At 59.4% G+C, this 25472-nt stretch carries 25 protein-coding genes and 1 tRNA gene; 19 read left to right on the top strand and 7 right to left on the bottom strand.

From position 1 onward, the window contains the following. Window positions 1-41: 41 nt before the first annotated feature. The 18 genes from GOX66_RS14655 (at window position 42) to GOX66_RS26175 (ending at window position 18966) form a co-directional block, all read left to right on the top strand. Window positions 42-755 carry a helix-turn-helix transcriptional regulator gene (locus tag GOX66_RS14655; RefSeq protein WP_170763479.1) on the top strand — a complete coding sequence of 238 codons (714 nt, stop codon included), beginning with the start codon at window positions 42-44 and terminating at the stop codon, window positions 753-755. A 62-nt stretch (window positions 756-817) separates the two neighbouring features. Then, complete coding sequence (locus tag GOX66_RS14650) at window positions 818-2116, top strand: lytic murein transglycosylase (RefSeq protein WP_170763478.1); 1299 nt, start codon at window positions 818-820, stop codon at window positions 2114-2116. A 299-nt stretch (window positions 2117-2415) separates the two neighbouring features. Then, window positions 2416-3468 carry a quinolinate synthase NadA gene (nadA, locus tag GOX66_RS14645; RefSeq protein ID WP_170763477.1) on the top strand — a complete coding sequence of 351 codons (1053 nt, stop codon included), beginning with the start codon at window positions 2416-2418 and terminating at the stop codon, window positions 3466-3468. Between the two features lie 8 nt (window positions 3469-3476). Beyond that, window positions 3477-5042 carry an L-aspartate oxidase gene (locus GOX66_RS14640; protein WP_170763476.1) on the top strand — a complete coding sequence of 522 codons (1566 nt, stop codon included), beginning with the start codon at window positions 3477-3479 and terminating at the stop codon, window positions 5040-5042. Further along, window positions 5039-5887 (top strand): carboxylating nicotinate-nucleotide diphosphorylase, encoded by an 849-nt coding sequence (nadC, locus tag GOX66_RS14635; RefSeq protein ID WP_170763475.1) that lies wholly within the window; start codon window positions 5039-5041, stop codon window positions 5885-5887. Before GOX66_RS14640 ends, nadC begins: the two co-directional genes overlap by 4 nt. 132 nt (window positions 5888-6019) lie before the next feature. Then, complete coding sequence (locus tag GOX66_RS14630; RefSeq protein WP_170763474.1) at window positions 6020-6532, top strand: GNAT family N-acetyltransferase; 513 nt, start codon at window positions 6020-6022, stop codon at window positions 6530-6532. Window positions 6533-6734: 202 nt separating this feature from the next. Then, entirely contained in the window at window positions 6735-7097 is a 363-nt protein-coding gene (locus tag GOX66_RS14625; protein WP_170763473.1) for a hypothetical protein, read from the top strand. Between the two features lie 9 nt (window positions 7098-7106). Continuing rightward, window positions 7107-7394: a PAS domain-containing protein gene (locus GOX66_RS14620; RefSeq protein ID WP_170763472.1), complete on the top strand. Its 288-nt coding sequence runs from the start codon at window positions 7107-7109 to the stop codon at window positions 7392-7394. Between the two features lie 82 nt (window positions 7395-7476). Further along, complete coding sequence (locus tag GOX66_RS14615) at window positions 7477-8394, top strand: ATP-binding protein (RefSeq protein ID WP_170763471.1); 918 nt, start codon at window positions 7477-7479, stop codon at window positions 8392-8394. A 137-nt stretch (window positions 8395-8531) separates the two neighbouring features. Then, the gene (locus tag GOX66_RS14610) at window positions 8532-9638 is read left to right on the top strand and encodes a cytochrome-c peroxidase (protein ID WP_237212615.1); all 1107 of its coding nucleotides are present in this window, start codon (window positions 8532-8534) and stop codon (window positions 9636-9638) included. An 11-nt stretch (window positions 9639-9649) separates the two neighbouring features. Continuing rightward, the gene (locus GOX66_RS14605; protein WP_170763470.1) at window positions 9650-10837 is read left to right on the top strand and encodes a cytochrome-c peroxidase; all 1188 of its coding nucleotides are present in this window, start codon (window positions 9650-9652) and stop codon (window positions 10835-10837) included. A gap of 5 nt (window positions 10838-10842) precedes the next feature. Further along, window positions 10843-11412, top strand: a complete 570-nt coding sequence (locus GOX66_RS14600; protein WP_170763469.1) for an arsenate reductase (azurin) small subunit — start codon at window positions 10843-10845, stop codon at window positions 11410-11412. 17 nt (window positions 11413-11429) lie between these two features. Next, window positions 11430-14111, top strand: a complete 2682-nt coding sequence (locus GOX66_RS14595) for an arsenate reductase (azurin) large subunit (RefSeq protein WP_170763468.1) — start codon at window positions 11430-11432, stop codon at window positions 14109-14111. Between the two features lie 144 nt (window positions 14112-14255). After that, window positions 14256-16460, top strand: coding sequence for a HEAT repeat domain-containing protein (locus GOX66_RS14590; protein ID WP_170763467.1), 2205 nt, complete (start codon window positions 14256-14258; stop codon window positions 16458-16460). A gap of 14 nt (window positions 16461-16474) precedes the next feature. Next, window positions 16475-16963, top strand: a complete 489-nt coding sequence (locus GOX66_RS14585) for a plastocyanin/azurin family copper-binding protein (protein WP_170763466.1) — start codon at window positions 16475-16477, stop codon at window positions 16961-16963. After that, window positions 16956-18200, top strand: a complete 1245-nt coding sequence (locus tag GOX66_RS14580) for a molybdopterin molybdotransferase MoeA (protein ID WP_170763465.1) — start codon at window positions 16956-16958, stop codon at window positions 18198-18200. Before GOX66_RS14585 ends, GOX66_RS14580 begins: the two co-directional genes overlap by 8 nt. A 204-nt stretch (window positions 18201-18404) precedes the next feature. Further along, window positions 18405-18788, top strand: a complete 384-nt coding sequence (locus GOX66_RS26180) for a hypothetical protein (protein WP_170763464.1) — start codon at window positions 18405-18407, stop codon at window positions 18786-18788. Further along, the gene (locus GOX66_RS26175) at window positions 18757-18966 is read left to right on the top strand and encodes a winged helix-turn-helix domain-containing protein (protein WP_336509483.1); all 210 of its coding nucleotides are present in this window, start codon (window positions 18757-18759) and stop codon (window positions 18964-18966) included. Before GOX66_RS26180 ends, GOX66_RS26175 begins: the two co-directional genes overlap by 32 nt. Here GOX66_RS26175 and GOX66_RS14565 read toward each other — a convergent pair. The 6 genes from GOX66_RS14565 to GOX66_RS14540 form a co-directional block, all read right to left on the bottom strand. Further along, window positions 18963-19481 carry a GNAT family N-acetyltransferase gene (locus GOX66_RS14565; RefSeq protein ID WP_170763462.1) on the bottom strand — a complete coding sequence of 173 codons (519 nt, stop codon included), beginning with the start codon at window positions 19479-19481 and terminating at the stop codon, window positions 18963-18965. The genes GOX66_RS26175 and GOX66_RS14565 overlap by 4 nt on opposite strands. Then, window positions 19478-20032 (bottom strand): helix-turn-helix transcriptional regulator, encoded by a 555-nt coding sequence (locus GOX66_RS14560; protein WP_170763461.1) that lies wholly within the window; start codon window positions 20030-20032, stop codon window positions 19478-19480. Before GOX66_RS14560 ends, GOX66_RS14565 begins: the two co-directional genes overlap by 4 nt. 121 nt (window positions 20033-20153) lie before the next feature. Continuing rightward, complete coding sequence (locus GOX66_RS14555; protein ID WP_170763460.1) at window positions 20154-21170, bottom strand: extracellular solute-binding protein; 1017 nt, start codon at window positions 21168-21170, stop codon at window positions 20154-20156. 194 nt (window positions 21171-21364) lie between these two features. After that, the gene (locus tag GOX66_RS14550) at window positions 21365-22525 is read right to left on the bottom strand and encodes a sialidase family protein (protein ID WP_170763459.1); all 1161 of its coding nucleotides are present in this window, start codon (window positions 22523-22525) and stop codon (window positions 21365-21367) included. 113 nt (window positions 22526-22638) lie between these two features. Beyond that, complete coding sequence (gene ykgO / locus GOX66_RS14545; RefSeq protein WP_005648635.1) at window positions 22639-22764, bottom strand: type B 50S ribosomal protein L36; 126 nt, start codon at window positions 22762-22764, stop codon at window positions 22639-22641. A 90-nt stretch (window positions 22765-22854) separates the two neighbouring features. Next, window positions 22855-22929 (bottom strand) — tRNA-Val (locus GOX66_RS14540). A gap of 149 nt (window positions 22930-23078) precedes the next feature. On the opposite strand from GOX66_RS14540, the gene GOX66_RS14535 reads away from it, so the two are divergent. Beyond that, window positions 23079-23939, top strand: a complete 861-nt coding sequence (locus GOX66_RS14535) for an N-formylglutamate amidohydrolase (RefSeq protein WP_170763458.1) — start codon at window positions 23079-23081, stop codon at window positions 23937-23939. Window positions 23940-23941: 2 nt separating this feature from the next. Here the strand turns inward: GOX66_RS14535 and GOX66_RS14530 are convergent, their stop codons facing one another. Then, window positions 23942-25195 carry a DNA polymerase IV gene (locus GOX66_RS14530; protein ID WP_170763457.1) on the bottom strand — a complete coding sequence of 418 codons (1254 nt, stop codon included), beginning with the start codon at window positions 25193-25195 and terminating at the stop codon, window positions 23942-23944. Window positions 25196-25472 lie beyond the last annotated feature (277 nt).

Genomic DNA, 25472 nt, shown 5'->3' with positions numbered 1-25472 from the left:
TGATGACAGTTTCTGTCATTAGGCTTAGAGTAACCTGCGTTATGTCCCGTACCGCCCGACTTTTCCAATTGATGCAAGCTTTGCGTTCTGGCCCGTCGCCAAAAACCTCCGGCCAGCTGGCGCAGGACCTTGGTGTTTCGCCCCGCACCGTTCACCGCGACATCGATGCGCTGCGGGGCCTTGGCGCGGTGATTGACGGCGAGGCCGGGTTCGGCTTCACCCTGATCGAGGATGCCACCTTGCCACCCCTGGGCTTCACCGATGATGAGCTTGAGGCGCTTGTTCTGGGCCTGCGCGAAGTGCAGGCGATCGGCGATCCCGGCTTGTCGGATGCTGCCAGCGCGGCGCTGCGCAAACTTCAGGGACGCTTGCCGCAGCGCCAGTCGCATCGCCTCAGCCACGCGGTGCTGACCGCTACCCGTTTTGATCGTCCGGCCAAGCCGACAATCGATGTGGCCGAACTGCGGCAAGCCGCCTGGGACGAGCGGGTCATCGAGTTCGCCTATACCGACGCCAAAGGCGACGACACCCGGCGTAAGGTCAATCCGCTGAGCATCGTCTATATGGATCGCGCCAGCGTGATGCTGTCCTGGTGCCATCTGAGGCAGGATTTCCGCGTCTTCCGGCTGGACCGTATGGGCGAAATGTCGGTGACAGATGAAAGCTTTAGGCCAAATCGTGTTCCCCTGCTGCGTGAGGCGCTGGCCTGCATCCGTGCCGAGCGCGCCGCAAAAGACCGTGATGCCGAGACCTGAGCGCTTTGTGAAATCCCGGAATTGCGCTATTCTGAAATCGAGCAGTAATCAGGAAATTCGGAATGCGTAAATGCATAGGTGGCATCATGGCCGCCGCATTATGGGCATCCATTGTGCAGGCGGAATCAACCGACCAACCGAACGAGTCGCGTGCCATAAGGCTGGCCTCGGCCGATGTGGCGGTATCAATCCGGCCGGTCGTTCGGCCCTCAGCTAAGGAGTACCGGGTGTCGACCGAAGGAAACGCACGGTTTCAGGCGTGGTTGGGCGCGTTCCGCAAGCGCGCGGCAGTGCAGGGTATTACTGCATCAACATTGGATCGGGCCCTGGCGGGCCTGACCTATGACAGAAAGATCATCGAGCGGGACCGCAATCAGGCCGAGTTTTCAAAACCTATCTGGGAATATCTGGATTCCGCCGTCTCGGACACGCGCGTCTCCAATGGCCGTGCCGGGCTGGAGCGTCATCGCGATGCCCTGACTCGGATCGAGGCGAAATACGGCGTCGAAAAAGAAGTCGTAACAGCGATTTGGGGGCTTGAGACCTCGTTCGGGACCTTTCGGGGCAGTGATCAGACGATCCGGTCGCTGGCGACCCTGGCCTTTGATGCCCGCAGGGCGAAGTTTTTTGAGACCCAGTTAGTCGCCGCGTTGCGGATCATTCAGGCCGGAGATGTCAGCCCCGGCAATATGGTCGGCAGCTGGGCCGGGGCGATGGGTCATACGCAGTTCATGCCGACCTCATATCTGGACCACGCGGTGGATTTCGATGGTGACGGGCGGCGCGATATCTGGTCGGACGATCCGACCGATGCGCTGGCCTCAGCCGCCGCCTATTTGGCACGGCATGGCTGGACCAAGGGGCAGCCATGGGGGATTGAAGTCCGCCTGCCCGAGGGGTTCGACTTTGCCACCGCCAAGCGGGATTACACTTTGATGCCATCGGAGTGGGCCTCCCACGGGGTGGTTACACCGGATGGCGCACCGGTTCCTGACCACGGGAAGGCCGCGATCCTGTTGCCTGCCGGCGGACAGGGGGTTGCTTTGATGATATTCGACAATTTCAGGGTGATCGAGAAATACAACGGTGCCGACGCCTACGTGATCGGGATCGGCCATTTGTCCGACCGTCTTTCCGGGCGCGGCACATTTCAGGCCGATTGGCCGCGTGGCGACCGGGTTCTGAGCTTTACCGAGCGCAAAGAGCTTCAAACACGCCTGACCCAGGCCGGCTTCGATACGCAGAGCGTCGACGGGCGAATCGGCCCAAACACGATCGACGCTGTGCGCGCATACCAGCTGGCTCAGGGGATTTTGCCCGATGGCTACGCCAGTCTGAAATTGCTGGATCGTCTGCGGTGATTAACTAGGTAACCCCTTTTAACTCGCCGCATTTTTTGAGTGTCGAAGACGCTCAACGTCGATCCAACCTGTAACCTGCCGGGAAACTACCAGCGTTTTCCAGATCGTGGAGCGGTTCACCGCCGGAAGCTGATTGAGATGGTCATGCGGCCCAGTCACACGCGCGGTTGCGGGTGTATTGGTCAGATACTTCCATGGTGTTGGCGAAAATTGGAATATTCTTCTAGTTTGGGTGGTGGTCAATCTGCGGCAAACCCCATATTAAATGCGTCACGAATCCATCAGGCAGAAAAAGTCCCGTGTTCGACCTACCAGCGCAGCGCGCGCATCTCTCCGAAAAGTATGATCTGACCCCGTCGCCCGAGCTGGCGGCGAGCATGAGCGAAATCTATGATCGCATGTCCCGTGTGGTGTCACCCGTCGATTGGGCGGTCTATGCGCCCTATGTGAAGGCGATCAACGATCTCAAGGCCGAGCGCAATGCGGTCGTTCTGGGCCATAACTACATGACGCCTGAAATCTATCACGGCATCTCGGATTTCGGCGGCGACAGCCTGCAGTTGGCCATCAAGGCGACCGAGGTCGAGGCGGACGTGATCGTCCAATGCGGTGTGCATTTCATGGCCGAGACCTCGAAGATTCTGAGCCCGGACAAAACGGTGCTGATGCCCGACATGGAGGCCGGGTGTTCGCTGGCGGAGTCGATCACTGCAGAAGGCATTGAAGAAATGCGTCGGCGCTATCCCGGCGCGCCGGTCGTGTCTTATGTGAACACCACCGCCGAGGTCAAAGCGGCCTCTGACATCTGCTGCACCTCGTCCAACGCGGCCCAGATTGTAGCCGCGCAGGACAGTGACACGGTCATCATGACGCCGGATCAGTATCTGGCGCAGAACGTGGCGCGTGACGTGCCGCAAAAGAATGTGGTCTGGTGGGAAGGGTCATGTATCGTGCATGAACAATATTCCGCCAGCGATCTGCGCGACTTCCGCGAGTGGAACCCGGGCACGCGCCTGATCGCCCACCCGGAATGCCCGCCGGACGTTGTGGCCGAGGCGGATTTTTCGGGTTCGACCAGCGGCATCATCAAATACGTCACCGACGAAAAACCCGAAAAGGCGTTGCTGATCACCGAATGCTCGATGGCGTCGAACATAGCCGACGAGCTGCCTGAGGTGGATTTCGTCGGTCCCTGCAACATGTGCCCCTACATGAAGAAGATCACGCTTGAGAAAGTGCTGTTTGCACTCGACACCATGACCGGGCAGGTGGAAGTGGACGCCGAGGTTGCCGACAAAGCGCGCCTGTCTGTTCAGCGCATGATCGATCTGTCGCGCCAACTGGGTATTTGATCCGCGGCATGCAGGAGATCGTCACCCCGCGCGTGGTCATCATCGGGGCCGGGCTTGCGGCGGTCTATACGGCCCTGAAACTGGCACCGCATCCGGTGGTAATGATCTCGCCTGAACCATTGGGATCGGGCGCAAGTTCGGCTTGGGCGCAGGGCGGCGTTGCGGCGGCGATGGCGCGGACGGATAGCGCTGAAGCGCATGCGGATGACACCATGCGTGCCGGCGCCGGGTCGGTTCTGCGCGAGGTGGCAGAGTTTGTCACCCGGGCCGCGCCGGAACATATTCTCGACCTGTCTGAACTTGGCACCGGGTTTGACCGCACCGAGGATGGCGGTTTTGTGCAATCGCGCGAGGCGGCGCATTCTGCCGCACGGGTGGTACGGGTCAAAGGCGATCAGGCCGGGGCCGAAATCATGCGCGCACTGATTGCCGAATTGCATCAGACACCGTCGATACAAGTGATTGAGGGGGCTCAGGCCGTTGGGCTGGAAAGCGATGGGGCGCAGGTTACGGGAGTTTATCTCACGAGCATTGAAGCACCCAATGCGCCACCGGTTCTGTTGCGCGGGGCCGCAAACGTGTTGGCAACGGGCGGGTCCTCAGGCCTGTATGCGCAAACCACCAATCCTGCCCGCATTCGAGGGCAGGGGATCGGCATGGCCGCCCGGGCTGGTGCGCAAATCGCCGATGCGGAATTCGTGCAGTTTCACCCGACTGCCATCGACGTAGGCGAAGACCCCACACCACTTGCGACCGAAGCGCTGCGCGGCGAAGGCGCCGTTCTGATTGATAGCGACGGTCACCGGTTCATGCCTGACATCCACCCCGATGGAGAATTGGCACCGCGCGACACCGTCGCCCGCACCGTTTTTTTACAAGCGCGAGCTGGCAAATGCCCTGCGCTCGACACCCGCGCGGCCATCGGGGCAGAGATCGCGACACAGTTTCCGTCAGTAACCGAGGCTTGCATGCGCAATGGCGTCGACCCGGTTTCTGAACCCATCCCGGTTACCGCATCGGCACATTACCATATGGGCGGGGTAGCCACGGATCTGGCGGGCCGCAGTTCGCTGACCGGACTTTGGGTCTGCGGCGAGGCAGCTTCGACCGGGTTGCACGGTGCCAATCGTCTGGCATCGAACGGGCTGCTAGAAGCGCTGGTATTCGCCCGATCCTGCGCCCGGGACATTGCCGGCGAAGTAACGGCGAGCGATGCGCCGGAGGTGCAGTTGCGCTTTGCCCTGGGCGACGGTGAGGCCATTGAACAGGCCGTGACCACCCTGCGCCGGACAATGACTGCGAACGTGGGCGTGGTACGGGATGGCGCTGGCTTGCGCCGTGCGCTTACCGATATCGCGGCCCTTGAAGCCTCCCACGCGGATAACGAGATTTTCCGCAACATGACTGCCACCGCCACCCTGATCGCCGCTGCTGCCCTGATCCGCGAAGAAAGCCGTGGCGCGCATTATCGATCTGATTTTCCCGACCCCATTCCCGGCCCCGGCCAACGCTCGGCCCTGTTGCTGAGCGAGGCCATGGCACTGCGGGACCGCATCGCAAAGGACCCAACATGAGCTATCCGGCACTGCCTGACATGATCCTCGAACCTCTGGTTCGGTCCGCTCTGATGGAGGATCTTGGTTCAAACGGAGATATCACGACCCTGACCGTGATCCCGGCAGACACTACGTATGCCGCGCGGTTGAACGCGCGCGAAGATGCGGTGGTCTCCGGCATGCAGGTGGCCGAACTGGCTTTTCGTCTGGTGGATCCGTCGCTGCAGGTCATCACGCATTTCAGGGACGGGCAGCGCTGCGCGAAAGGCGATACGTTGATGGAGATCAGGGGTAGCGCGGCCTCGATCTTGTCGGGCGAGCGCGTGGCGCTGAACTTTGCGGGTAGACTGACTGGTGTGGCGACGGCAACAGCCGCGCTGGTGGCCGAAACTGAGGGTACCAAAGCGCGCATCACCTGTACCCGCAAAACCACGCCCGGTTTGCGCATTGTCGAGAAACAGGCGGTGCTGCATGGCGGCGGGTTCAACCACCGCTTTTCCCTTTCGGATGCGATCCTGATCAAAGACAACCATATCGCTGCCGCTGGCGGGGTGCACGCGGCGTTGGAGGCAACAAAGGCCCGTGCCTCACACATGATGAAGGTCGAGATTGAGGTGGATACTCTGGACCAGCTGGCCGAGGTGCTTGAGGTCGGCGGCGCCGACGTGGTCCTGCTGGACAACATGTCGCCTGCCACGCTGGAGAAAGCGGTCGCGCTTGTGGATGGTCGGCTGGTGACAGAAGCCTCTGGTAATATCAGTCGTGAAACGGTCGCGGCCGTCGCGGCGACCGGTGTGGATTACATTTCTTCCGGTGCGCTGACGCACTCCTACCGAACAATCGACATCGGATTGGATTTCTGACCCCGGATAATGAACCCGAGGTTTCGGAGGGCATACCCGCATTTTCTTTGACGGGGGATGCAAGAGACATTCCTTGCACCAGACTTCGAGCCTGCGGCACATTGGGAAACAGCCAACGCCGGGGGATGTAGAGTGCACGTTCGGGTCGCCGACAACCGTGATTTGAAGGATATTGATGCGCTGCTGAAGCGTTCCTACCCGGGTCTGATGCAGCCAGCCTATGCGCCGGATGTACTGGCCCGTGCCCTGCCGTGGATGATGCAGGCCAACCCGGAACTCGTAACCTCAGGCAGTTATTACGTGGCCGAAAAAGACGGGGCCATCATAGGGTGTGGTGGGTGGACATGCACTGCGCCGGGGACCGGTGCCACGACAGAAGGGCTTGTTCACGCACGTCATTTCGCGGTTGACCCGATTTGCGCCCAAACGGGTGTAGGTCGGGCGATTTTTGAACGATGTGTAATGGACGCTCTGGCAACAGGCGCTACACGCATACAGGCGCTGTCCAGTCTGAACGCCGAACCCTTCTATGAACGGATGGGGTTGCGGCGTTTTGATCTGATCGAAGTTCCTTTTGGTTCAGACGCCGGTTTTCCCGTTGTTCTTATGGAGGGGCCGTTGAAAGTGCGGGAAACGCGCGCCTGATTATGTCCATGCCGGTTCATACTGTATCGCGAAACGCTTTTGCCGCGATGGAGGTCCCGGGCGTAGGGAATACTGCCGCCCAATGTTTGTGGATTTTACTGCCCCGGTGGCGGACCTGCGGGAAGGTGAAGCTCTGTATTGGCAACAACCGGGTGCGTCGCCGACCGAATAGATCGCGTTACGGCAGATCGAAGATGTTGCTTTGGAGTATACCGGCAATATCCATTTGATCGCGGCCGGTATTGCCGCCAGGCTCAGCGCTGAACAGATCGACGCCCGAATCCGGGTGGATGGTGGTCAGGCGCTGGCAGCATTGGCCGCGCTGGAAAGCCTTTGGATCGAAGAACGGGACCAAAGCCTGACGACAATGGTTCGGACGTTTTCGGAGGGCGAGCGGCTGGTGCGGAATTTCTCGGTTCTGTTGGTGGGTCTTATCATTCTTGTCGGCGTGATCGCCATTCTGACCACCTTTCTGATCGCGAACAGGTCGAACTGGCCGAACGAAAACTGGCGCGCGCGGTGGAACAAAGCCCGGCCTCGATCATCAATACCGATACTGATCTGAAAATAGAAAATGCCAACCAAAAATTCTTTGACCTCAGTGGATGTGGTCTATGGGCACTCTCCCAGGATGCTGCAATCGGGACATTCCGGACAGGGTGTGTACAGCGACCTCAAATACAAGCTGAAACACGGTCAAAGCTGGTATGGCGTTTTCCGCAACCTGCGCAAAGATGGAACCCATTATTGGGTTTCGACAGCGATTTTCCCGCTGGTGGATCAGGACGGCACGATCACGCATTATATCAGCATCGGCGAAGACCTGACCGAAATCCGCCGCACCCGAGAACAGTTTGCCTAGGTTCAGAAAATGGAGGCCGTGAGCATTCTTGCAGGCTCGGTCGCGCATTATTTCAACAACGTGCTGATGAGCATCATCGGCAATGCTGACCTTTGCACGTCAGCGTCCGCGCAATCCCCAACACGGAGACATGGTGAAAGCCACGCAGGAGGCGCTGGACCTGATCACGGTTTCCGCCCCGCCCAATGTGGAAACCCGCTTTGAAATCGAGATCGATACAACGTTTTCCGAATTCGACGGCACTCTGTTTTTCCAATCCCTGCTGAACCTGTGTCACAACGCCTTCGAAGCGATCGGCAAAGAGGCGGGAGAAGTGGTTCTGCGCATCAGCCGGGCAGACGATTATGCGCTGGATGAGTTGCCGGACGATGCCATCGGCGCAATCCGTCTGGATGTCACCGACACCGGCCCGGGCATGACGGAAGAGGTGCAGAAGAAAGCCTTTGAGCCGTTCTTCTCAACCAAACCTGTGGGCAAGGGTAAAGGGCTGGGGTTGGCCATCGTACATAATAGCGTCGAGGAATCCCGCGGGCGGGTCGAATTGCGTTCGGAACCCGGAAAGGGCACACAGTTCAGCCTGTTCTATTCTCTGATGCCTGCGCTTGGACCAGCAGAACAGGACGAGATCCGTGCTGTGACAGGGGATGATCATGTGCTGTTGGTCGATGACGATGAAAACACCCTTTATGTCACACGGCGGTTGCTGACCCGGTATGGCTATTGGGTCGTGGCCTGTTCCGACCCACTTCGTGCGCTGGATGCGTTCCGGGCGGCGCCGGAAAGCTATGATGTCATCGTGACCGATCTGATTGTGCCGGGTCTCATCGAAACCGATCTGATCCGGTCGGCACAGGCAATTTGCCCCGGAATTCCGTCCATTCTGGTCAGCAGCTATTTCGATGACACTGAATGTCCTGATGCGGATGACACCACAGTACGGGTCCAAAAACCCGCATATGTTCAGACTCTTGCAAGGATTATCCGGACGTTGCTCAGCTGAGTTTCGTTACAAAATTTTACATCTTTTCACAGACTTTAACCTGGATCATATCGCCACGAAACAAATGCCCCGTATGCTTGACTCAGCCGGTCCTCGGCCAACCCGAGTGATCGCATTAGCGAAAAAGGGGCTTTTAGATGATGACCAAAGCCAGAACATGGTTCTCGGCGCTGTCGACGGTTTCTTTGCTGACGATTTGTGCCGCATTACCGGTTCACCAGGCCCAGGCGGATGAGCCGGGTCCGGTAGAAGCCATTGAGTTTGACCCGGCCAAGGCAGAGCTTGGCAAACGTTTGTTTTTTGATCCGCGCCTGTCCGGCGACACCGAACTGTCCTGTGCCAGCTGCCACCAGCCGGAAAATGGCTTTACCGACGGGCAGGCCCTGTCGGATGCCTATGCTGGCAACCTGCATTTCCGCAACGTTCCAACGCTGATCAACAGCGCCAAGCGCGCGGCGTGGTTCCATGACGGTCGGATCGGCACCAACCTCAACGACGTGACCCGCGAAAGCATCACCGAGACATACTCGATGAACATGGACATGCGTCTGATGCAGGAACGCATCAAGCAGGACCCGGTCTATGTCGAGATGTTCGAAGCTGCCGGATTTGGCGAGCCCTCGAACGGCGGTGTCCGCAATGCGATCCCGGAATACCTGAAAATGCTGATTTCGCGCGGGGCTCCCTTTGACAGCGGTGAAATGTCCGAGGAGGCCAAGGCCGGTTTCGAGCTGTTCAAGGCCAAGGGTTGCAACGCCTGCCACTCGGGCGAGCGGTTCACTGACGACCTGCCGCATAACATCGGGGTTCCGGACAATCCGGAAATCTGGGCGACACCTGAACGCCATATCACCTTCGTGGCGATGATGAAGTTCCTCGGGCTTGAAAACTACATGAATGTCCGCCGCGATCCGGGTGCCTATATCCGCACCCACACGGCTGACACCTATGGCACATTCATGACCCCCACGCTGCGCGAGCTGACTTACACCGCGCCGTATATGCACAACGGCATGATGGCGACGCTCGAAGACGTGGTGGCCTTCTACAACGCCGGTGGTGGCGAGGATGAAAACAAGGACCCGCGCATCAAGCCGCTTGGCCTTTCCGAGACCGAGCAATCGCAGCTGGTGGCCTTCCTCAAGGCGCTGTCCGGCGAACCTCTGACCGGCCCCGACTTCGTCGCCGGGGACATCGATACGGACTATGCGCCGATCGAAAACTGGCAAGACGCAACAAACTGAGGAGTGGACCCATGAAAGACCTTAAGTCTTACCTTTCAGGCACAATCGCCACCGCTGCCCTGTTTGCCGTCCTTGGTTCGCAGGCAATCGCAGCGGACAGTCTGGAGATTGAAGCTGGCATCGGCGGGGCGGACCCCGATCCCGATGCGCCGCTGGTGGCGCTGGGCGAACCGCCCATCCCGCTGGACAACCCACAGACCGAGGCCAAGATCGAGCTGGGCAAGATGCTGTTCTTCGATCCGCGTCTGGGTGGCAACCCGTCGACCCCCTGTTCGGCCTGCCACATGCCAGATATCGGCTGGGACGTCGAAGCGCCGATCTCGTTCGGCTATCCCGGCACGACCCACTGGCGCAACAGCCAGACGGTTGTGAACTCGGCCTATTATGGCAAGCTGTTCTGGGCAGGTTCATCCAAGAGCCTCGAAAGTCAGGCCAAATCCGCCGCAGGCGGTGCGGTTGCCGGGAACGGCGAGGCTGACATGATGGAGGCCCGTCTGGCCTTCGTTCCAGAATACGTCGAACGCTTCAACGATGTCTTCGGCGACCAGTGGCCCCGCATCGGCAACGCATGGCGCGCGATCGCTGCATTCGAGCGGACCATCGTTCAGACCGACACCCCCTTTGACAACTACCTGCGCGGGGATGATGCGGCGCTGACCGAGGAACAGAAACGCGGGCTGGAGCTGTTCACCGGCAAGGCGCAGTGTTCCGAATGCCACAACGGCGCGTTGCTGTCGGATGAGAAATACTACAATACCGGCGTACCCGCCTATGACGGTTGGCAGGATGACGGTTTGGCTCAGGTTACCTTTCGGTATGAGCTTTATGCCAAAGGCTCGACCGAGGAGATGTATCGCCACACCAAGGACGACCCCGGCTTCTATTTCCGCACCAAAGAAAAGGCCGACAAGGGCAAGTTCCGCACACCCAGCCTGCGCTACACCCTCTATACTGAACCCTACATGCATAACGGCATGCTGGAGACGCTTGAGGATGTGGTCGAATTCTACAACCAGGGCGGTGGCGAAAATGAGTTCGCCGAAAACAAATCCCAGCTGATCCAACCCCTTGGCCTGTCTGATCAGGAACAGGCGGATCTGGTGGCGTTCCTGAAATCCCTGTCCGGCGAGGAAATCCTGATCGAGGAACCCGAGTTGCCGGATTACCAGCCGCTTCCTGCGGTTGCCACAGAGGAGTAAGCGTCATGACAGATCATAACGCAACCGGATGCAGCTGTTCGGGCGAGGCCAAAAAGGCCTGCACCGTGAACCGCCGCCAGTTCCTGTTCGCCTCGGGTGCCACGACCTTTGCCGTGATGGTGGCCATGCCCACCCGCCACGGTCAGGCTGAACAGGTTCCCGCCTTGGTCTCCACCTATCCGCGCAAGCTGATCGGCAAACTGTCCGAGTTGGAACAGGACGTCCCGGTCGAGTTCTACTACCCGGATGAGGGCGACTATTCGGACTCGATCCTGGTCAAGACCGGCGTGGAAAGCGGCGGCGGCGTCGGTCCGCAGAAAGACGTTGTGGCCTTCAACCTCACCTGCACCCACCAGGGCGGGTCGATGTATGACAGCTACAAGTCGGAACATAAGGTGCTGGGCCCATGCCCGCTGCACCTGTCCACCTATGACGTGACACGGCACGGCATCCTCGTTTCGGGGCAGGCCTACCAGTCTTTGCCGCAGGTCCTTTTGGAACTGGACGGCGATGACATCTACGCCGTTGGCATGTTCGGCCTGATCTACGGCCGCTTCGACAATCTCATTGCATAAGCGGAGGGGAGACTGACATGGCAACCCCGTATTACGTACCCGAAACCAACGTCCCGCTGCCGCCCAAAGGTGCCGAGGTCATCTCGACCGCCTGTGACTATTGCATCGTGGCGTGTGGTTACAAAGTCTACCGCTGGCCCGTGACGGCCAAATCGGGCGGTCCCGGCGCGGATGAAAACGCCTTTGGTGAGGATTTCCCGGTGGCCCCTCTGGGCGCATGGGTGGCGCCGAACCAGCACAATATCGTGCTGCACAAGGGCCAGCCACACCACGTGGTGATCATCCCGGATAAGGACAACCAGACCGTCAATACCGATGGCGACAGTTCCCTGCGGGGTGGGTGTATAGCGCAGAAATGCTATAACCCGCAGACCCCCACACGCGACCGTCTGAAGACGCCGCTGATGCGGATCTATGGCACGCTGATGCCGGTTCCGTGGGATCTGGCGCTGGATGTGGCGGCTGAGGTGGGCAACCACGTAATCGCCAAGCACGGCACCAATGCCTATGGCGTAAAGACCTTCAGCTATCAGTATATCGAGAACACCTATGCGATCTCGAAATACGCGCTGCGCCATATCAACACCGCAAACTTCACCTTCCACGACACGCCGTCCGACGTGACCTCGACCCCCGGTTTCCGGGATGCGGGTTTCGATAATTTCGGCCCGGCGTATGAGGACTGGCGTGACGCGGAAACCCTTCTGGTCTGTGGCACCGACCCGTATGAGACTAAGACCATCCTCTATACCCAGTGGATGATGAAGGGGATGCAGAACGGTCAGCGTGAGATCTATCTGATCCCGCGCCGGTCCGCCGGTGTGGCCCATGCCGAGAAGATGGGTGGTCTGCATATCGACGTCCTGCCCGGTACTGACTTGCTGGTCGTCAACGCCATCGCCCGCGTCATCGTGGAAAATGGCTGGGAAGACAGCGACTGGATCAAGAAATGGGTCAACAACAAGTGGGAAAGCTCATCCGGCTTTGGTCAGGGGACCCGGAACACGCCATGGCAGTGGCGCACGACCTGGGGCAAGTTTCAGACCAAAGGTTTCGAGGATTGGAAAGAGTGGCTGCTGTCACAGGACGAGTTCGTGCCTGAGACCGCCGCGGCCATGGCCGAGATCGATGTGCAGAAGATCTACACCGCTGCCGAATGGCTCGCCAAACCCAAGGATGACGGCTCGCGCCCGAAAACCTCGATCATGATCGAGAAAGGGTTCTACTGGTCCAACAACACCGGCAACACACAGGCGATTTCCGCGCTGGGCATCATTTGTGGCTGTGGTGGACGTCCGGGCCAGGTCATTGGACGGGCCGGTGGTCACCAGCGGGGTGGCGTGAAGGGCGGGAAATACCCGCGCAACAAATCGCCCGAGAAACTGCCGGGCCGCCGTCGCCGTGCCATGGATACCGACCGATATCTGATCGCGGGTCATACCCGGATGGCCCATGTGATCGGCACCACCTGGATTCAGTCCATGTGTGGCAGCCAGCAACTGGCCGACAAGTTCGAGGAGCTGACCGTCCGCAACCCGCACCAGATCGCCTCTTTCGACAAGCAAGAGATGATCGATACGCTGAAGGCCCGTGCCGACAGCGGCGGTATGGTGGTGATCAATCAGGACATCTACTTGCAGGACCCCATCGGCAACCGCTATGCCGATATCGTGTTTCCGGCAGCGACCTGGGGCGAAGAGGACTTTTTACGCGCTAACGGCGAACGCCGCCTGCGTCTGTACCAGAAGTTCTACGATGCGCCCGGCTCGGCGAAACCGGACTGGTGGATCATCGCGCAACTTGCCACACGGATGGGCTTTGACGGGTTCGACTGGCAGACCTCGAACGAGGTCGCGGAAGAAGCCGTGCGCTTTACCCGCGGGTCGCGCAAGGACTTCCACGCGGTTCACCGTCTGGCCAAGGCCGAAGGCAAGACCCTGCATGCCAAGGTCCGTGAATTCGGTACCGACGGTGTGCAATGTCCGGTCATGCTGGATGCCGATGGGGTCACGCTGATTGAAACCAAGCGTCTGCACGACACGACCCGTACGCTGCCCGATACCGGCGCAGCGGGGAAGGATGTGTTCAACAAGAAGCTGACGCATTTCAACAGCCAGACCGGCAAGTGCAACATCCAAAAATCGCCCTGGGGTCTGTTCTCGGACTATTGGGAATGGCTGAAACCCAACAAGGACGAAGGCGAGCTTTGGGCCACATCCGGCCGGATCAACGAACGCTGGCAATCCGGCTTCGACGACCGCCGCCGACCGTATATCGTGCAGCGCTGGCCCGAAAACTGGGTCGAGATTCACCCCGACGATGCGGCCGAGCGTGGCATCGAAAGCGGCGACTATGTGATGGTCTATTCGGAACGGGTTCCGGGCAACAAGACCACGCTGCTGGGCGTGGAAGGCGATGACTTCCAGTTCTCGAAACTGATGGAGAACGGGCACATCGAACTGACCAAAGCGGCGATCACCGCCGTGGCCATGGTCACGCCCGCCATCAAGAAGAGCGTTGTCTACATGGACTTCTTGCACATGCAGCAGCCCGCAAACGCGCTCGAGGGCCGGATCGTCGACTGGATCAGCGGCAACTACAACTACAAGATGGGCGTTGCCAAGCTGCGGAAACTGGGGCCGAGCCCCTACAAGACCTCGTTCCGTACGATGTCATTTGCACCGCGCGACATCGCCTGATGACAGCTTTCCGGGAGGCGGACGCCATACCGCCCCTCGGGTCTGGTCCCACTGCAGAAGGGACCGTCTGGAAAGCAGGTATCGGTTGGGAAACCTGCCTTCCACTTCGCCCCAACCCGCCCAACCGCATCATGGCAGCTTGATATGAACATGCATTCCGATACTGCACTGCGCGATGAGGCCACCGGCCTGTTAACCGAATTGGCCAAATCCGAATATGACGCGATCCGCCTGCGCGCCATTCAGGCGCTGGCTGCAATTGGCGCGAAGAACAGACCGGCATTGATCAAGGCGCTGTTGGATGACGATGAAGACGTACGTCAGGATGCCGCTCAGGCACTGGGTGCGCTGGGTGTGAAAGAGGCTGTGCCGCAACTACTCGAAAATCTGATCCACGATCCCTGTGGTGAGGTGAAACTGGCCTGCGTGACCGCTCTGGCCGAGTTGAAGGCCGAGGATGCCGCACCGTATCTGCGTACTCTGGTCACCGGGCGCGGGGATGAGATCACTTGGGATGAGGACGAGGTGCATCTTGATGAATGGGACGACTGGTTGGATATTCAGATTGCGGCGATCAGGGCATTGGGCACCATGGGCGATGAGGCCGCGATTGAACCAATTGTCGTGGCTCTGATGGATGAAGACGGTCAGGAGCTGGGTGATGTGGCCTGTGAGGCGCTGGGCCGGATCGGTCAACCTTCTGTGCCAACGCTGGGTGTACTTGCCCAGTCTTCGAACCGCCGCCTGCGCCACCGTGCGCTGCGAACATTGGCCAAAATTGGCGGGGCCGAAGCCGAAGCAATTCTGCGCAAGACACTGATCGACAAGGATGGAGCTGTCCGGATGATCGCTTATGAGGCGCTCATGCCAAATGATCCGGCTTTGGTCGAACAGGCCCTGACCGATACAGTCGAGGACATCCGCATCGCAGCGCTGACCCTTTCGGGCTTTTCGGAACCGGAACTGCTGGATCGCATGATGCGCGATCCCGGCGCCAAGGTGCAGCTGGCCCTGATCAATCGGCTGGAGCGGGATACCCCCATAACCGACCCGGACGACCTGCGCTGGCAGGTGCTGGATTTCCTGGCGACGGGTCATCAACCCGAAGTATCCGCGCAAGCGCTGGGCCTTCTGGCTGCGTTGTCCCCTGAATTGGTCGCGGACCGCCTGAACGCGCTGTTCTCAGTGGACGGCGATGACCTCAAGGCCGAGCGCGTTCAATGGGCCGTCGTCGATGCGCTGACTACCTCACCCTTGCGCGAGGCGGCGGAGTGGCTACAACGGGCCTGCCGCTCGCCTTTCCGGTCGGTACGGTTGAAAGCGGTGGCGTCGCTTGCGATGATTGTGACCGACGACACCCGGTCACACGTAAACCAACAGCAGAGTCGCGAGTTGCTGTTGTCTTTTGCGCTGGTTCCGATGCCGGTCGCCGAAGATGCGCCCGAGGAAGTCACACCGCAAACCGATTTCGCCGCGCTGGAAGCGGCCGGTCTGGACGTCTCGAACGAAGGCGAAAATGGCCCGACCTCAAGCCTCGGTGCGATCCTTGGTCATGATGCTATTGCAGCCGAAATGACTCAGGAGGCCAAGGAAGACGAGGTTCAGCCTCTGACCCCGCGCGAGCAGGCGCTGCTGGCCAAAGCCACACGTCACCCCAAACGTCGCCGTGTCGCGCTGGACGACAATGCCGAGGCGCTGGAACAGGAAACCCGCATGTCCTCCATCCGTCTGCTGGGCGAGGTGAAGGGTATGCAAGTCATGCTGGCCCAGATCGCAATAGATCCTGATATTGAAATTGCGCAACAAGCCCTGTCGGCGTTGTGCGTCTCAATTGCCCGCCACGGGGCAGAATTAAGCGAAGACCATCTGGTCGAGCTGATAACGCAAGGCCTGTCACACACGGATACCAACCTCTCGCTGCAAGCACTGAAGCTGCTTCAACAGGCCAACCTGCCGCCGCAGGACGCGCTGCGTGGCAAACTGCGGGCAATGCTGAAAACAGGAGATACCCCGTTCCGTATCGATGCCATGCAGATCCTGACAAAATGGGACGGTACCGCAGATGTCGCGCGCAGTCTGCTGGATGATATCTCAGCCCCGGTGCGGCAAGCGGCGATGCGGCTGCTGTCGGAAACCGCGCCGGATCAGGCGGGGGCGGCCATCGTTCCGTTCCTGCTGGCCAATCCCGAGCAGCGGATCGTGACCTATGTCAATGACAGCACCCCTGCATTGCTGTCCATTGGGCGCACATTGCTGACCGCGCTGCGTGACCAAGACCGCCGTGCGCAATGGCCGGTGATGATCAGCGCATTGGCCGATCTTCTGCGGGAGTCCCCGCGGGTGGCCTGAACCCGGAGGGACAGATGGAATACGCGCGACGGGCTGTAGTGGCTTTCTTGTTAGCCGGGGCGGTAGCCCTAGCCCCAGCCGCGCAGGCCGAAGACCTGCCCGAAGTAGCGGTGGTGCACCAGATCATTGACCTGAATGCCGATACCCCGGCGCATGCTTTCCGGTTCGAACCAAAGCTTTTACAGGTCCCGGCAGGAGCGACTGTGCGGTTCAAAGGCTCGACCGGGCGGCACACGGTGACATCGATCCTGCGGATGATACCGGTCGGGGCGCGGGCGTTTGAGATCCGTGGCCAACCCGAACTGGATTTGACCTTCGAAAAAGAGGGCGTCTATGGCATCCGCTGCCGCGTTCATGGTCGTCATGGAATGGTCATGCTGCTGGTCGTCGGCGACCCCTCTGTAAATCTGGAGGAAGCACGGGCTTATCTGCCTAAACTTGCCGAAGCGGAACGCGTGGAATTTGAGAAGCTGTTTGCGGCTCTGGAGGGACAAAATGGCTGATGGATGCGCCTGCGACCGCAACACTCATGTGTACCTGACGGTGTCCGAGGCTTTGACCCGGGGCCTTTCGGCTGCAGATACGATCACCGGCACCGAGGTCCTGCCTCTGATTGACGCGATTGGCCGGGTTTTGGCAGAGGACTGCACCAGCAGGGTCGATATGCCCGCCTTCGACAATTCGGCTATGGATGGCTACGCCATCAGAACATGCGATCTGGGCGACGGCCCCTTGTTCGACATGCCTGTTGCCGGGCGCGTGGCTGCAGGGGACAGTGGCGCGCATGACGCGCCTGCGGGCAGCGCCTTGCGCATTTTCACAGGCGCGCCGGTACCTGCTGATTTTGACGCGGTGCTGATGCAGGAAGATTGTGAAACGACTGCCGACGGCATCCGCTTCACACGTCGCCCAAGACCCGGCCAGCATATTCGATGTGCGGGCGAAGACCTGAAGGCCGGGGGTCCGGTCCTGCGTAAGGGCTGCGAGATCGGGGCGCGCGAAGCCGCTGCATTGGCCTCGGCCGGGTACGGGCAGGTGACGGTTTATCGCAAGCTCAGGGTCACGATCTTTTCCACCGGAAACGAGCTGCGTCAGCCGGGCGAAGAGCTCGGCCCTGGCCAGATCTACAACTCGAACCGCTATATGCTGCGCGCACTGCTGGACAATCCGTGGATCGATCTGATCGACAAAGGGCCGGTCCAGGACAACCCTGACCTGTTGGAAAAGGTTCTGCGAGAGGCCTGCGATACATCCGATCTTATCGTCACCACTGGTGGGGTCTCGGTTGGTGACGAAGATCACATGCCGCGCCTGTTCTCGGAAATTGGGGGTCAGGCGGATGTGATGAAAGTGGCGATGAAACCGGGTAAGCCGATCATGTTCGGACGTCGGGGTGCTGCGCTTTATGTCGGGTTGCCGGGCAATCCGGTATCGGCATACGTGACCTGGCAAATCATCGGCTCGCAGATGATGGCCCGCCGCGCCGGGCTGCATCACGTGCCCCGGATGCCCGAGCAGGCGGTTCTGGCTGAGCCGCTGGAACGTCGCGCCGGACGTCAGGAATACCGACCCGTTTATATCGATGGCCTGACATCGGATGGCATGCCCCGGCTGCGCCTGATGGCTGCGTCCTATAGCGGGCGGGTGGCCTTGCTGGCGCAGGCGGATGGTCTGGCAGTGATCCCGGCCGAGACCGAAACCATGGCGGCAGGAGAGGCTCTGGACTTTCTGCGCTTTTGATGGAGCGTCACGGTTCCGTATCCAGCGCGGTCCGCGCCCTGCGCGCTCCAATGTCCTCCAGCTACAACAGTTCCGCGTCGGCCGACCCCGCCCGTCCGGTACCCCAATAGCGTCAAAGAACATATCCTTGTTGTTGACGATGATCCGCAGATCACCTCGTTCCTGTAGCGCTATCTTGAAAAGCAGGGCTGCCGGGTCACTTGCGTGGGTGATGGAAATGCGATGGATGCGGTTCTGGAGCAGGCAGATGTGGACCTGATCCTGCCGGAAATCGGCTTGCCGGGCCGCGATGAGATTTTCGACCGGGTTGTCGGGTTGGAGTTCGGCACCGATGACTATATCACCAAACCGTTCGAGGCGTGCGAGGTTCTGCCCCGCATCCCCACTGTTCTGCGCCGCGCCCATTCGGAAGAGAAGGCGACGAACGACGCTGGTGCCCCCTTTGATCCGGCTCGGCGACTGGGTGCTGAATGTGAACGAACGTACCCTTACCGAATTAGGTGCGAACGAGCCGACCCCTCTGACGACCCCGGAATTAGATGTTTTGCAGACCTCCGTGACCAATCCTCACATGGTCTTTTCCCGTGATCAGTTGTGGGACAAGGCACGGGGGCACGAAACCATTGTCGGTGACCGCACGATCGACGTGCATGTCATGCGGTTGTTCAAAAAGATCGAACCCGACCCCGCGGCCCCGACCTATATCAAGACGGTACACGGCATTGGCTATTGCTTCGCGGCCAGTGTTCGCAAGACCGCCTTTTAAGTCAGTTCCTTGAACATATAAGTCGTGGGTTCCAACCGATTTTCGAACGGATTGCGGCAATAGTTCGGAATTTCCCCGGCGATCTGAAACCCAAGGTTCTGATAGAGTATCCGCGACGGGTCAGAACTGCGCGTATCCAGAACCAGTACGGTCCGGTTTAACTCGGCCGCACGGATTTCCAGCGCGTTCATCAAGGCGCGCCCCAGACCCATGCGTCTGGCGTCCGGGTGAACCAGCAGTTTGGCCACGTCGGCGCGGTGCGGTTGGTTTGGCATGGCCGCCGGGATTAACTGCACTGTGCCCACGATGCGCCCGTTCTCAAGGGCAGCGAACAGATCCAGCGCGCCCGATTGCAGGTCCGGTCTCACCCGGTTCTGCCAATAGTCGCGGGCTTGGTCGGTAGTAAAGGGCAGGATGAAACCAATGCTGGCCCCGGTATGCACGCAGGCGTGCAGAATTTCCGTTAGGTCAGTCAGCGCGTGGTCAAAGGTATCCTCGGTCAGCCGTGAGATCATATCAGCACCAATAGGTACCGCGCGCCACGTGCGGTCGACGTTGCGAACCGCGACGGGCCAGAGAGGTGATAGCGCAGGCAATCTCCACCATTCAGTTCGTGTGCAACATCGTCGACCGTCAGGGTCAGAGCGCCGTCCAGCATGATCAGGTGATGCTCCTGCCCCGGTTTTGGGGGCGTGTCATACGAGATCACCGTATCCGGCGGCAGATGCCCTTCCAGCACCTCACCGCTCAACCCCGCAGCAGGGGGCGAGACGGACCGGCGCGTGAACCCGGTTTCCGGGTCGCTCCATTCGGGTTGCCGCTCGAAGGGCACGCGCGGGTCAAAGCTGTCCTCGACCATCATAAGAAGGCGCGACATCGGTAGCCCATAGGCGGCGCATAAGCGGCCCAGAGTTTCAGCGGTCGGGCTGACATCGCCCTTCTCCATTCTGGATAAGGTGGCGCGGCTGATGCCGCTGATTTCTGCCAACTGATCCAGGGACAATCCGCGTCCCCGGCGCAGTTCGCTCAGACGATTGGCGAGTCTGTTTGAGAGGTCATCAAGCATGGATCAAATACGGGAATCTCGTTCATTTAAGAGAATATCGGTCAAAACTAAACGTCATGCAACAAGAAAAAGGGCACAGAAATCTCTGCGCCCCTTGTACTGCCCGTGTTCGCCGGATGGATTACTTCCAGCCGACTTCGTTAAAGATTTTCTGCGCCTCGGGGATGTTCTTGGCGACTTCGGACAGGTTTACCTCATCCGCCTTGAACTCACCCAATGCGGCGACGTTTTCCGCCAGTGCAACGCCTTCGACCGCCGGGTATTCGTCATTGCCGTTCGAGAAATACACCTGCGCCTGATCACCGGCCAGATACTCAAGGAACTTGACGGCGTTCTCGCGGTTCGGCGCGTTGGCCGCAACACCCGCTCCCGACAGGTTCATATGCGCGCCTTCAGCATCCTGCGCCGGGAACTGTACTCCGATCATGTCGATATCGGCGCTCAGGCCTTTGACGTCCTTGCGCAGAGCGCGCGCGAAGTAATAGGAGTTCGAAACGGCGATTTCGCATTCACCTGAAACAATGCCACGCAACTGGTCGGTGTCGCCGCCCTGCGGCTCTCGCGCCATATTGGCAACTACGCCTTCCGCCCAGGTCTTGGCGGCCTCGGCGCCGTGGTTGGTGATGATCGAGGCGAGCAGGGTCTGGTTATAGGTATTGCTGGACGACCGGATGCAGACCAGACCTTTGTATTCGGGCTTGGCCAGATCCAGATAGGTTGCGGGTGGGTTTGCAACGTCGGCCTTGTCGAAGAAAATGATCCGGGCGCGCTGCGAGAAGCCGAACCACTGATTGTCTTCGTCCTGCAGGTTGGGCGCGATGCGCTCTTCCAGAACGGCGCTTTCAACCGGCTGCAGAATGCCAGCATTCTTGGCCCGCGCCAGACGCGATGTATCAACGGTCAGCAGAATGTCCGCAGGAGAGTTCGCGCCTTCAGCCTCCATCCGTGCAATCAACTCGTCGGCTTTGCCTTCGATGCGGTTAATGGTGATGCCTGTGGCTTCTTCAAAATCGCTGTAGAGACGCTCGTCCGTGTCGTAGTGGCGCGAAGAATAGAGGTTCAGTTCGCCTTCGGCAGCGACGGAGGTTCCAAGCAGGGCCGTCAGAGCGGCGGCAACACAGGTAGAAGATTTCAGCATCATTTTTCCCAACGATGAAAGTTGTAGCGGGTCGTTATCCGACTGAATTGGTCAATTATACGATTCTTCTGGAGATGCAAGGATTTCCGACCAAATTAGTTGGTCAAAATGGCGCAGCCGGTCCCATGGCCATTTTCATGATCTAATCCAGCCTCTGGTTGCCAATGGATCAGCATCCTTTTTCGACAAATGGTTTACTCTCGATCCAGAACCTCGACGGCGAGAATAGTCGGCAAGTGTCTGGCCACTTCGTCCCAAGTGTCACCTTCGTCACCGCTGGCAAAAACAGATCCGCTGTTCGTCCCAAAATAAACTCCTGCGGGGTTGCGGCGGTCTCCCGCCATGGCCTGACGTAACACCGTAAAATAGCAGCTTTCCTGTGGCAGGCCGTGCCGATGATCTTCCCACGTTGCGCCTCCGTCGGTTGATTTCCACACCGCAGCCGCAGCGTCGGGTGGAAAACGACCGATGCTGTCGCCGTTCAATGGCAAGGTCCAGATCGTGCCGGGGTCACGGGGGTGAACATGGATCGGAAAACCAAATGTCGATGGCAGGCCCCCGGTGATATCTTCCCAGCTGCGCCCTCCGTCGGGTGAGCGCCAGACGCCGTGATGATTTTGCTGATACAGTAAATCCGTCGTCCCTGGGGCCTGAACCATGTTGTGGACGCAATGGCCAGTCTCGCCGTCCCGAGGCGCTGCGGGATGATCATGGTGCCCGCAGCTTTCCGCGTTGGACAACCTGTTACGCCTTTCCCAGTTCGTCCCGCCATCCTCGGACGCAAAGACACCGGCTGCCGAGATTCCAACCCAGAGTTTTTGATCATCACTTGAATCTGTCAGGATTGTGTGCAGAACCAGTCCGGCACCACCCGGATTCCAGTTCGGCGCCGATGGGTGGTTGGATAAACCCTCAACCGTCTCCCATGTTCGCCCGTTGTCTCGGCTGGAAAGCAGGCGTGCCGGTTTGGCGCCTGCATATAGCGTTCCATGTCCGTAACTCAGCGACCAGATTTGTGAGAACTCCTCGGCGAATGGTGCCGGTTCGCCCGTCCAGCCGATCATCTGGGCAAATTCAGAGTCATTGGCGGCCCACTGATCCATCTGACCGGTGGTGAGCTTAGTCAGTTCCCAGCTTTCACCGCTGTCTTCGGACCGCCAGACACCTGCGCCGTGCCAGTCGCTGCCGCCCCCGGCCCAAAGAGAACCGGTTTCCGTATCGCCGATCACGTGGTTGATGGGCCAGCCATCGCAATGCGGGCCCGATACCTTCCAACCTGACCTTGCTTGATCGCTGGTGACAATAAATGTGCCCTTGGTCGTTCCGACCAGTATGTCGACGCCTTGTTTTGGCATGGACTCCGCGCTCCGTTTTGGTGGAGCAAGGGTAACACGTAACGTTCGAAGGTGCAGAAAACAAAAAAAACCGCGCTCGAAAGCGCGGTTTCCTAATTCAGCGTGTGCCGTTCTTAGCCCTGGCGAGCTTTGAACTTGCGCTGCGTCTTGTTGATCACGTAGACGCGGCCTTTGCGACGCACAACCCGGCAATCACGGTGCCGGTTCTTGAGCGAGCGGAGCGAGTTCTTGACCTTCATGGTCTGTCTCCAATCTGCGGCGCCTTCATCAAGGACGTGGCCAGCGCCTGGGTTAGTCGGGTGTCCCGGAGGACCGGAACAGTGAATAGATGGTGGGCGGTACAAGGATCGAACTTGTGACCCCTTCGATGTCAACGAAGTGCTCTACCGCTGAGCTAACCGCCCACTGGAACCATTGCGTGCCCTGCCCCATAACGAAATGGGGCGCGGAACCCCGCGCCGGTAGCGGGGTCTATAAAAGGAGTCGCAAAGGGGTTCAAGGGGTTTGGTAGAACTATTTTCCGGTCTATGTTCAAAGCGAACAAGGAGTCACCATGCCGAACGTCCCCTATGTATTGGATATGCCCGCCAAGCGCACGTCTTGCGTGGTCTTTTCTTCTCCTCATAGCGGCCGGAATTACCCTGATGCCTTGTTGAACCGGACCGTTCTGAGCCAGAACGTGATTCGATCCTCGGAAGATGCGTTCGTCGATCAGCTGTTTTCTGCGGCGGCTGAGTTTGGTGCTCCGATGATTTCCGCCACGATGCCACGGGCTTTCATTGACCTGAACCGCAGCGCTGAAGAGTTGGATCCCGCGCTGATTCAGGGCGCTCGCCGTCACGGGCATAATCCGCGCGTAGCTTCGGGGTTGGGCGTGATTCCCCGGGTGGTAGCCAACGGGCGCGCGATTTATCGTGGCAAGCTGACGATGGATGAGGCGCGTTTGCGCATAGATACCTGCTGGCGCCCGTATCACGCGCGGATCAAGTCATTGCTGGCCGAGTCCCACGATGCTTTCGGGCAGTCGATCCTGATTGATTGCCATTCCATGCCACATGAGGCTGTTGCCATGGCCAGCAATGCAAAATCCAGGCGGCCGGAGGTCGTGCTGGGGGACAGGTTCGGAGCGTCGGCCTCAGCCGAGATTGTCGACCAGATAGAATCAGCCTTTGTATCCGCCGGCTTGAGTGTTGCACGCAATGCACCTTTTGCTGGTGCTTATGTAGCCCAGACCTATGGTCGACCCGGTCGCCAGCAACATGCGGTCCAGGTTGAGATCGACCGCTCGCTATATATGGATGAGGCGCAGATCGAGCCGAACGACAACTTCTCGGCCTTTCAGGAAATTCTGCGCGAGGTCATTCAGGACATCGCCCGCATTGGCGACGAGCCCTTGCGTCTGGCGGCAGAGTAGCCTCAGCGCAGGGCGCGACCTTTCACAATCGCATCGGTTCCGAATCGGCGTCGTATCTCATCTGTCGCCCGTTCCGCCTGCGACCGCCGGGTCGCGCCCGGGTCTAACAAATCGCCTGAGATATCCGCCTGTTCTTCCGAGCACAAGTCGGAGAGACCACAGCCCAGCAGACGGTATGGCCCCTCATCCCCGACCTGATCAAACAACCCCCGGGCGGTGCGATAGATTCGGTCCGCGATCTGCGTTGCATCGCGTAGCGAAACGCGGCGCGTGATGATTTTGTGATTGGCTTTTTTCAGCTTCAGCGTGACGACCCGCCCGGCCAGCCCCTTGGCTTTGGCCCGGTCGGCGACCTTCTCGGCCATGCGCCACAAATGCCCGTCCAAAATGTCGATGCTGGAAGTGTCTTCGAAAAAAGTGGTTTCATTGCTGATGGATTTCATAGGTTCATGCGAGGACACGCGCCGCTTGTCCTGCCCGCGTGCCAGATGCCACAGCCGATAACCCATTGACCCGAACCGGACCGTCAGTGCCTCCTGATCCCAGCGCAGCAAATCGGCAAAAGTGCGGATACCTGCGCGGTCCAAAGACTCCTGAGCAGCAGGCCCGATACCCCAGATCAAACGCACCGGTTTGTCGTACAGGAAATCACTCGTCTCGGCCTTGCCGATCACGGAAAACCCGCGCGGTTTGTCGAGGTCAGAGGCTACCTTTGCCAGAAACTTGTTGTGCGACAGCCCGATCGAGCCGGTCACACCCAGTTCTTCTTTCATCCGCTTCACAAGCCGCGCAAGCATTACCGCGGGCGGGGCGCCGTGCAGGCGCTCTGTTCCGGACAGGTCCATAAAGGCTTCGTCCAGAGACAGCGGCTCGATCACCGGGGTCAATTCGTCCATCATCTTCCGGATCTCACGTGAAACCTCGGCGTAGACTGACATGCGTGGCTTGATCACCACAGCCTCGGGGCAGAGTTGCAGGGCTTTGAACATCGGCATGGCCGAGCGCACACCGCGTATGCGTGCCACATAGCAAGCGGTCGACACAACGCCCCGTTTGCCACCGCCAATAATCACCGGTTTATCGGCCAGTTCCAGATTGTCGCGCTTTTCGACAGAAGCATAAAACGCGTCGCAATCCATATGCGCGATGGACAGGTCAAACAGTTCGGGGTGTGATTTGATCCGCGGGCTGCCACAGGCCGGGCAGCGCCGTTCATCAGTCAGTATAGTCAGGCAATCTCGGCAAAGACCGGGCATTCAAATCTTCCCGCTTTCCGTGCGATCAGTTCAGCGGTCTATTTATATCAGCCCTTGGCGCTGAGCAAAGCCCTGACGGAAGCAGATCTGAACAGAAGATCGAAAGAAGACCCCCCGCAATTGGGCGGGGGGAGGTGACGGACCACAGGAAGACACGGTCCGCGGGGAGTATCACGGACTTAGAATCGCTCAAATTCCAAACTTTCGGTAGGACCTAGGTCACAGACCCGAAAACTCGTGTTTTTCATGTGTGTTTTGAGGCACAGAGACGATTTGG

Source organism: Ruegeria lacuscaerulensis, from assembly GCF_013031245.1.
GTDB lineage: Bacteria > Pseudomonadota > Alphaproteobacteria > Rhodobacterales > Rhodobacteraceae > Ruegeria > Ruegeria lacuscaerulensis_C.
The sequence above is the reverse complement of the archived record's forward strand: the minus strand, read 5'-3'. Positions and strand labels throughout refer to the sequence as shown.

What these genes read in the sequence shown, in the direction of transcription:
- GOX66_RS14655 (WP_170763479.1), top strand. Translation starts at nt 42, where the DNA reads ATGTCCCGTACCGCCCGACTTTTCCAATTGATGCAAGCTTTGCGTTCT.
- GOX66_RS14650 (WP_170763478.1), top strand. Translation starts at nt 818, where the DNA reads ATGCGTAAATGCATAGGTGGCATCATGGCCGCCGCATTATGGGCATCC.
- GOX66_RS14640 (WP_170763476.1), top strand. Translation starts at nt 3,477, where the DNA reads ATGCAGGAGATCGTCACCCCGCGCGTGGTCATCATCGGGGCCGGGCTT.
- nadC (WP_170763475.1), top strand. Translation starts at nt 5,039, where the DNA reads ATGAGCTATCCGGCACTGCCTGACATGATCCTCGAACCTCTGGTTCGG.
- GOX66_RS14620 (WP_170763472.1), top strand. Translation starts at nt 7,107, where the DNA reads ATGCCAACCAAAAATTCTTTGACCTCAGTGGATGTGGTCTATGGGCAC.
- GOX66_RS14615 (WP_170763471.1), top strand. Translation starts at nt 7,477, where the DNA reads ATGCTGACCTTTGCACGTCAGCGTCCGCGCAATCCCCAACACGGAGAC.
- GOX66_RS14610 (WP_237212615.1), top strand. Translation starts at nt 8,532, where the DNA reads ATGATGACCAAAGCCAGAACATGGTTCTCGGCGCTGTCGACGGTTTCT.
- GOX66_RS14605 (WP_170763470.1), top strand. Translation starts at nt 9,650, where the DNA reads ATGAAAGACCTTAAGTCTTACCTTTCAGGCACAATCGCCACCGCTGCC.
- GOX66_RS14600 (WP_170763469.1), top strand. Translation starts at nt 10,843, where the DNA reads ATGACAGATCATAACGCAACCGGATGCAGCTGTTCGGGCGAGGCCAAA.
- GOX66_RS14595 (WP_170763468.1), top strand. Translation starts at nt 11,430, where the DNA reads ATGGCAACCCCGTATTACGTACCCGAAACCAACGTCCCGCTGCCGCCC.
- GOX66_RS14590 (WP_170763467.1), top strand. Translation starts at nt 14,256, where the DNA reads ATGAACATGCATTCCGATACTGCACTGCGCGATGAGGCCACCGGCCTG.
- GOX66_RS14585 (WP_170763466.1), top strand. Translation starts at nt 16,475, where the DNA reads ATGGAATACGCGCGACGGGCTGTAGTGGCTTTCTTGTTAGCCGGGGCG.
- GOX66_RS14580 (WP_170763465.1), top strand. Translation starts at nt 16,956, where the DNA reads ATGGCTGATGGATGCGCCTGCGACCGCAACACTCATGTGTACCTGACG.
- GOX66_RS14565 (WP_170763462.1), bottom strand. Translation starts at nt 19,481, where the DNA reads ATGATCTCACGGCTGACCGAGGATACCTTTGACCACGCGCTGACTGAC.
- GOX66_RS14560 (WP_170763461.1), bottom strand. Translation starts at nt 20,032, where the DNA reads ATGCTTGATGACCTCTCAAACAGACTCGCCAATCGTCTGAGCGAACTG.
- GOX66_RS14555 (WP_170763460.1), bottom strand. Translation starts at nt 21,170, where the DNA reads ATGCTGAAATCTTCTACCTGTGTTGCCGCCGCTCTGACGGCCCTGCTT.
- GOX66_RS14550 (WP_170763459.1), bottom strand. Translation starts at nt 22,525, where the DNA reads ATGCCAAAACAAGGCGTCGACATACTGGTCGGAACGACCAAGGGCACA.
- ykgO (WP_005648635.1), bottom strand. Translation starts at nt 22,764, where the DNA reads ATGAAGGTCAAGAACTCGCTCCGCTCGCTCAAGAACCGGCACCGTGAT.
- GOX66_RS14535 (WP_170763458.1), top strand. Translation starts at nt 23,079, where the DNA reads ATGCCGAACGTCCCCTATGTATTGGATATGCCCGCCAAGCGCACGTCT.
- GOX66_RS14530 (WP_170763457.1), bottom strand. Translation starts at nt 25,195, where the DNA reads ATGCCCGGTCTTTGCCGAGATTGCCTGACTATACTGACTGATGAACGG.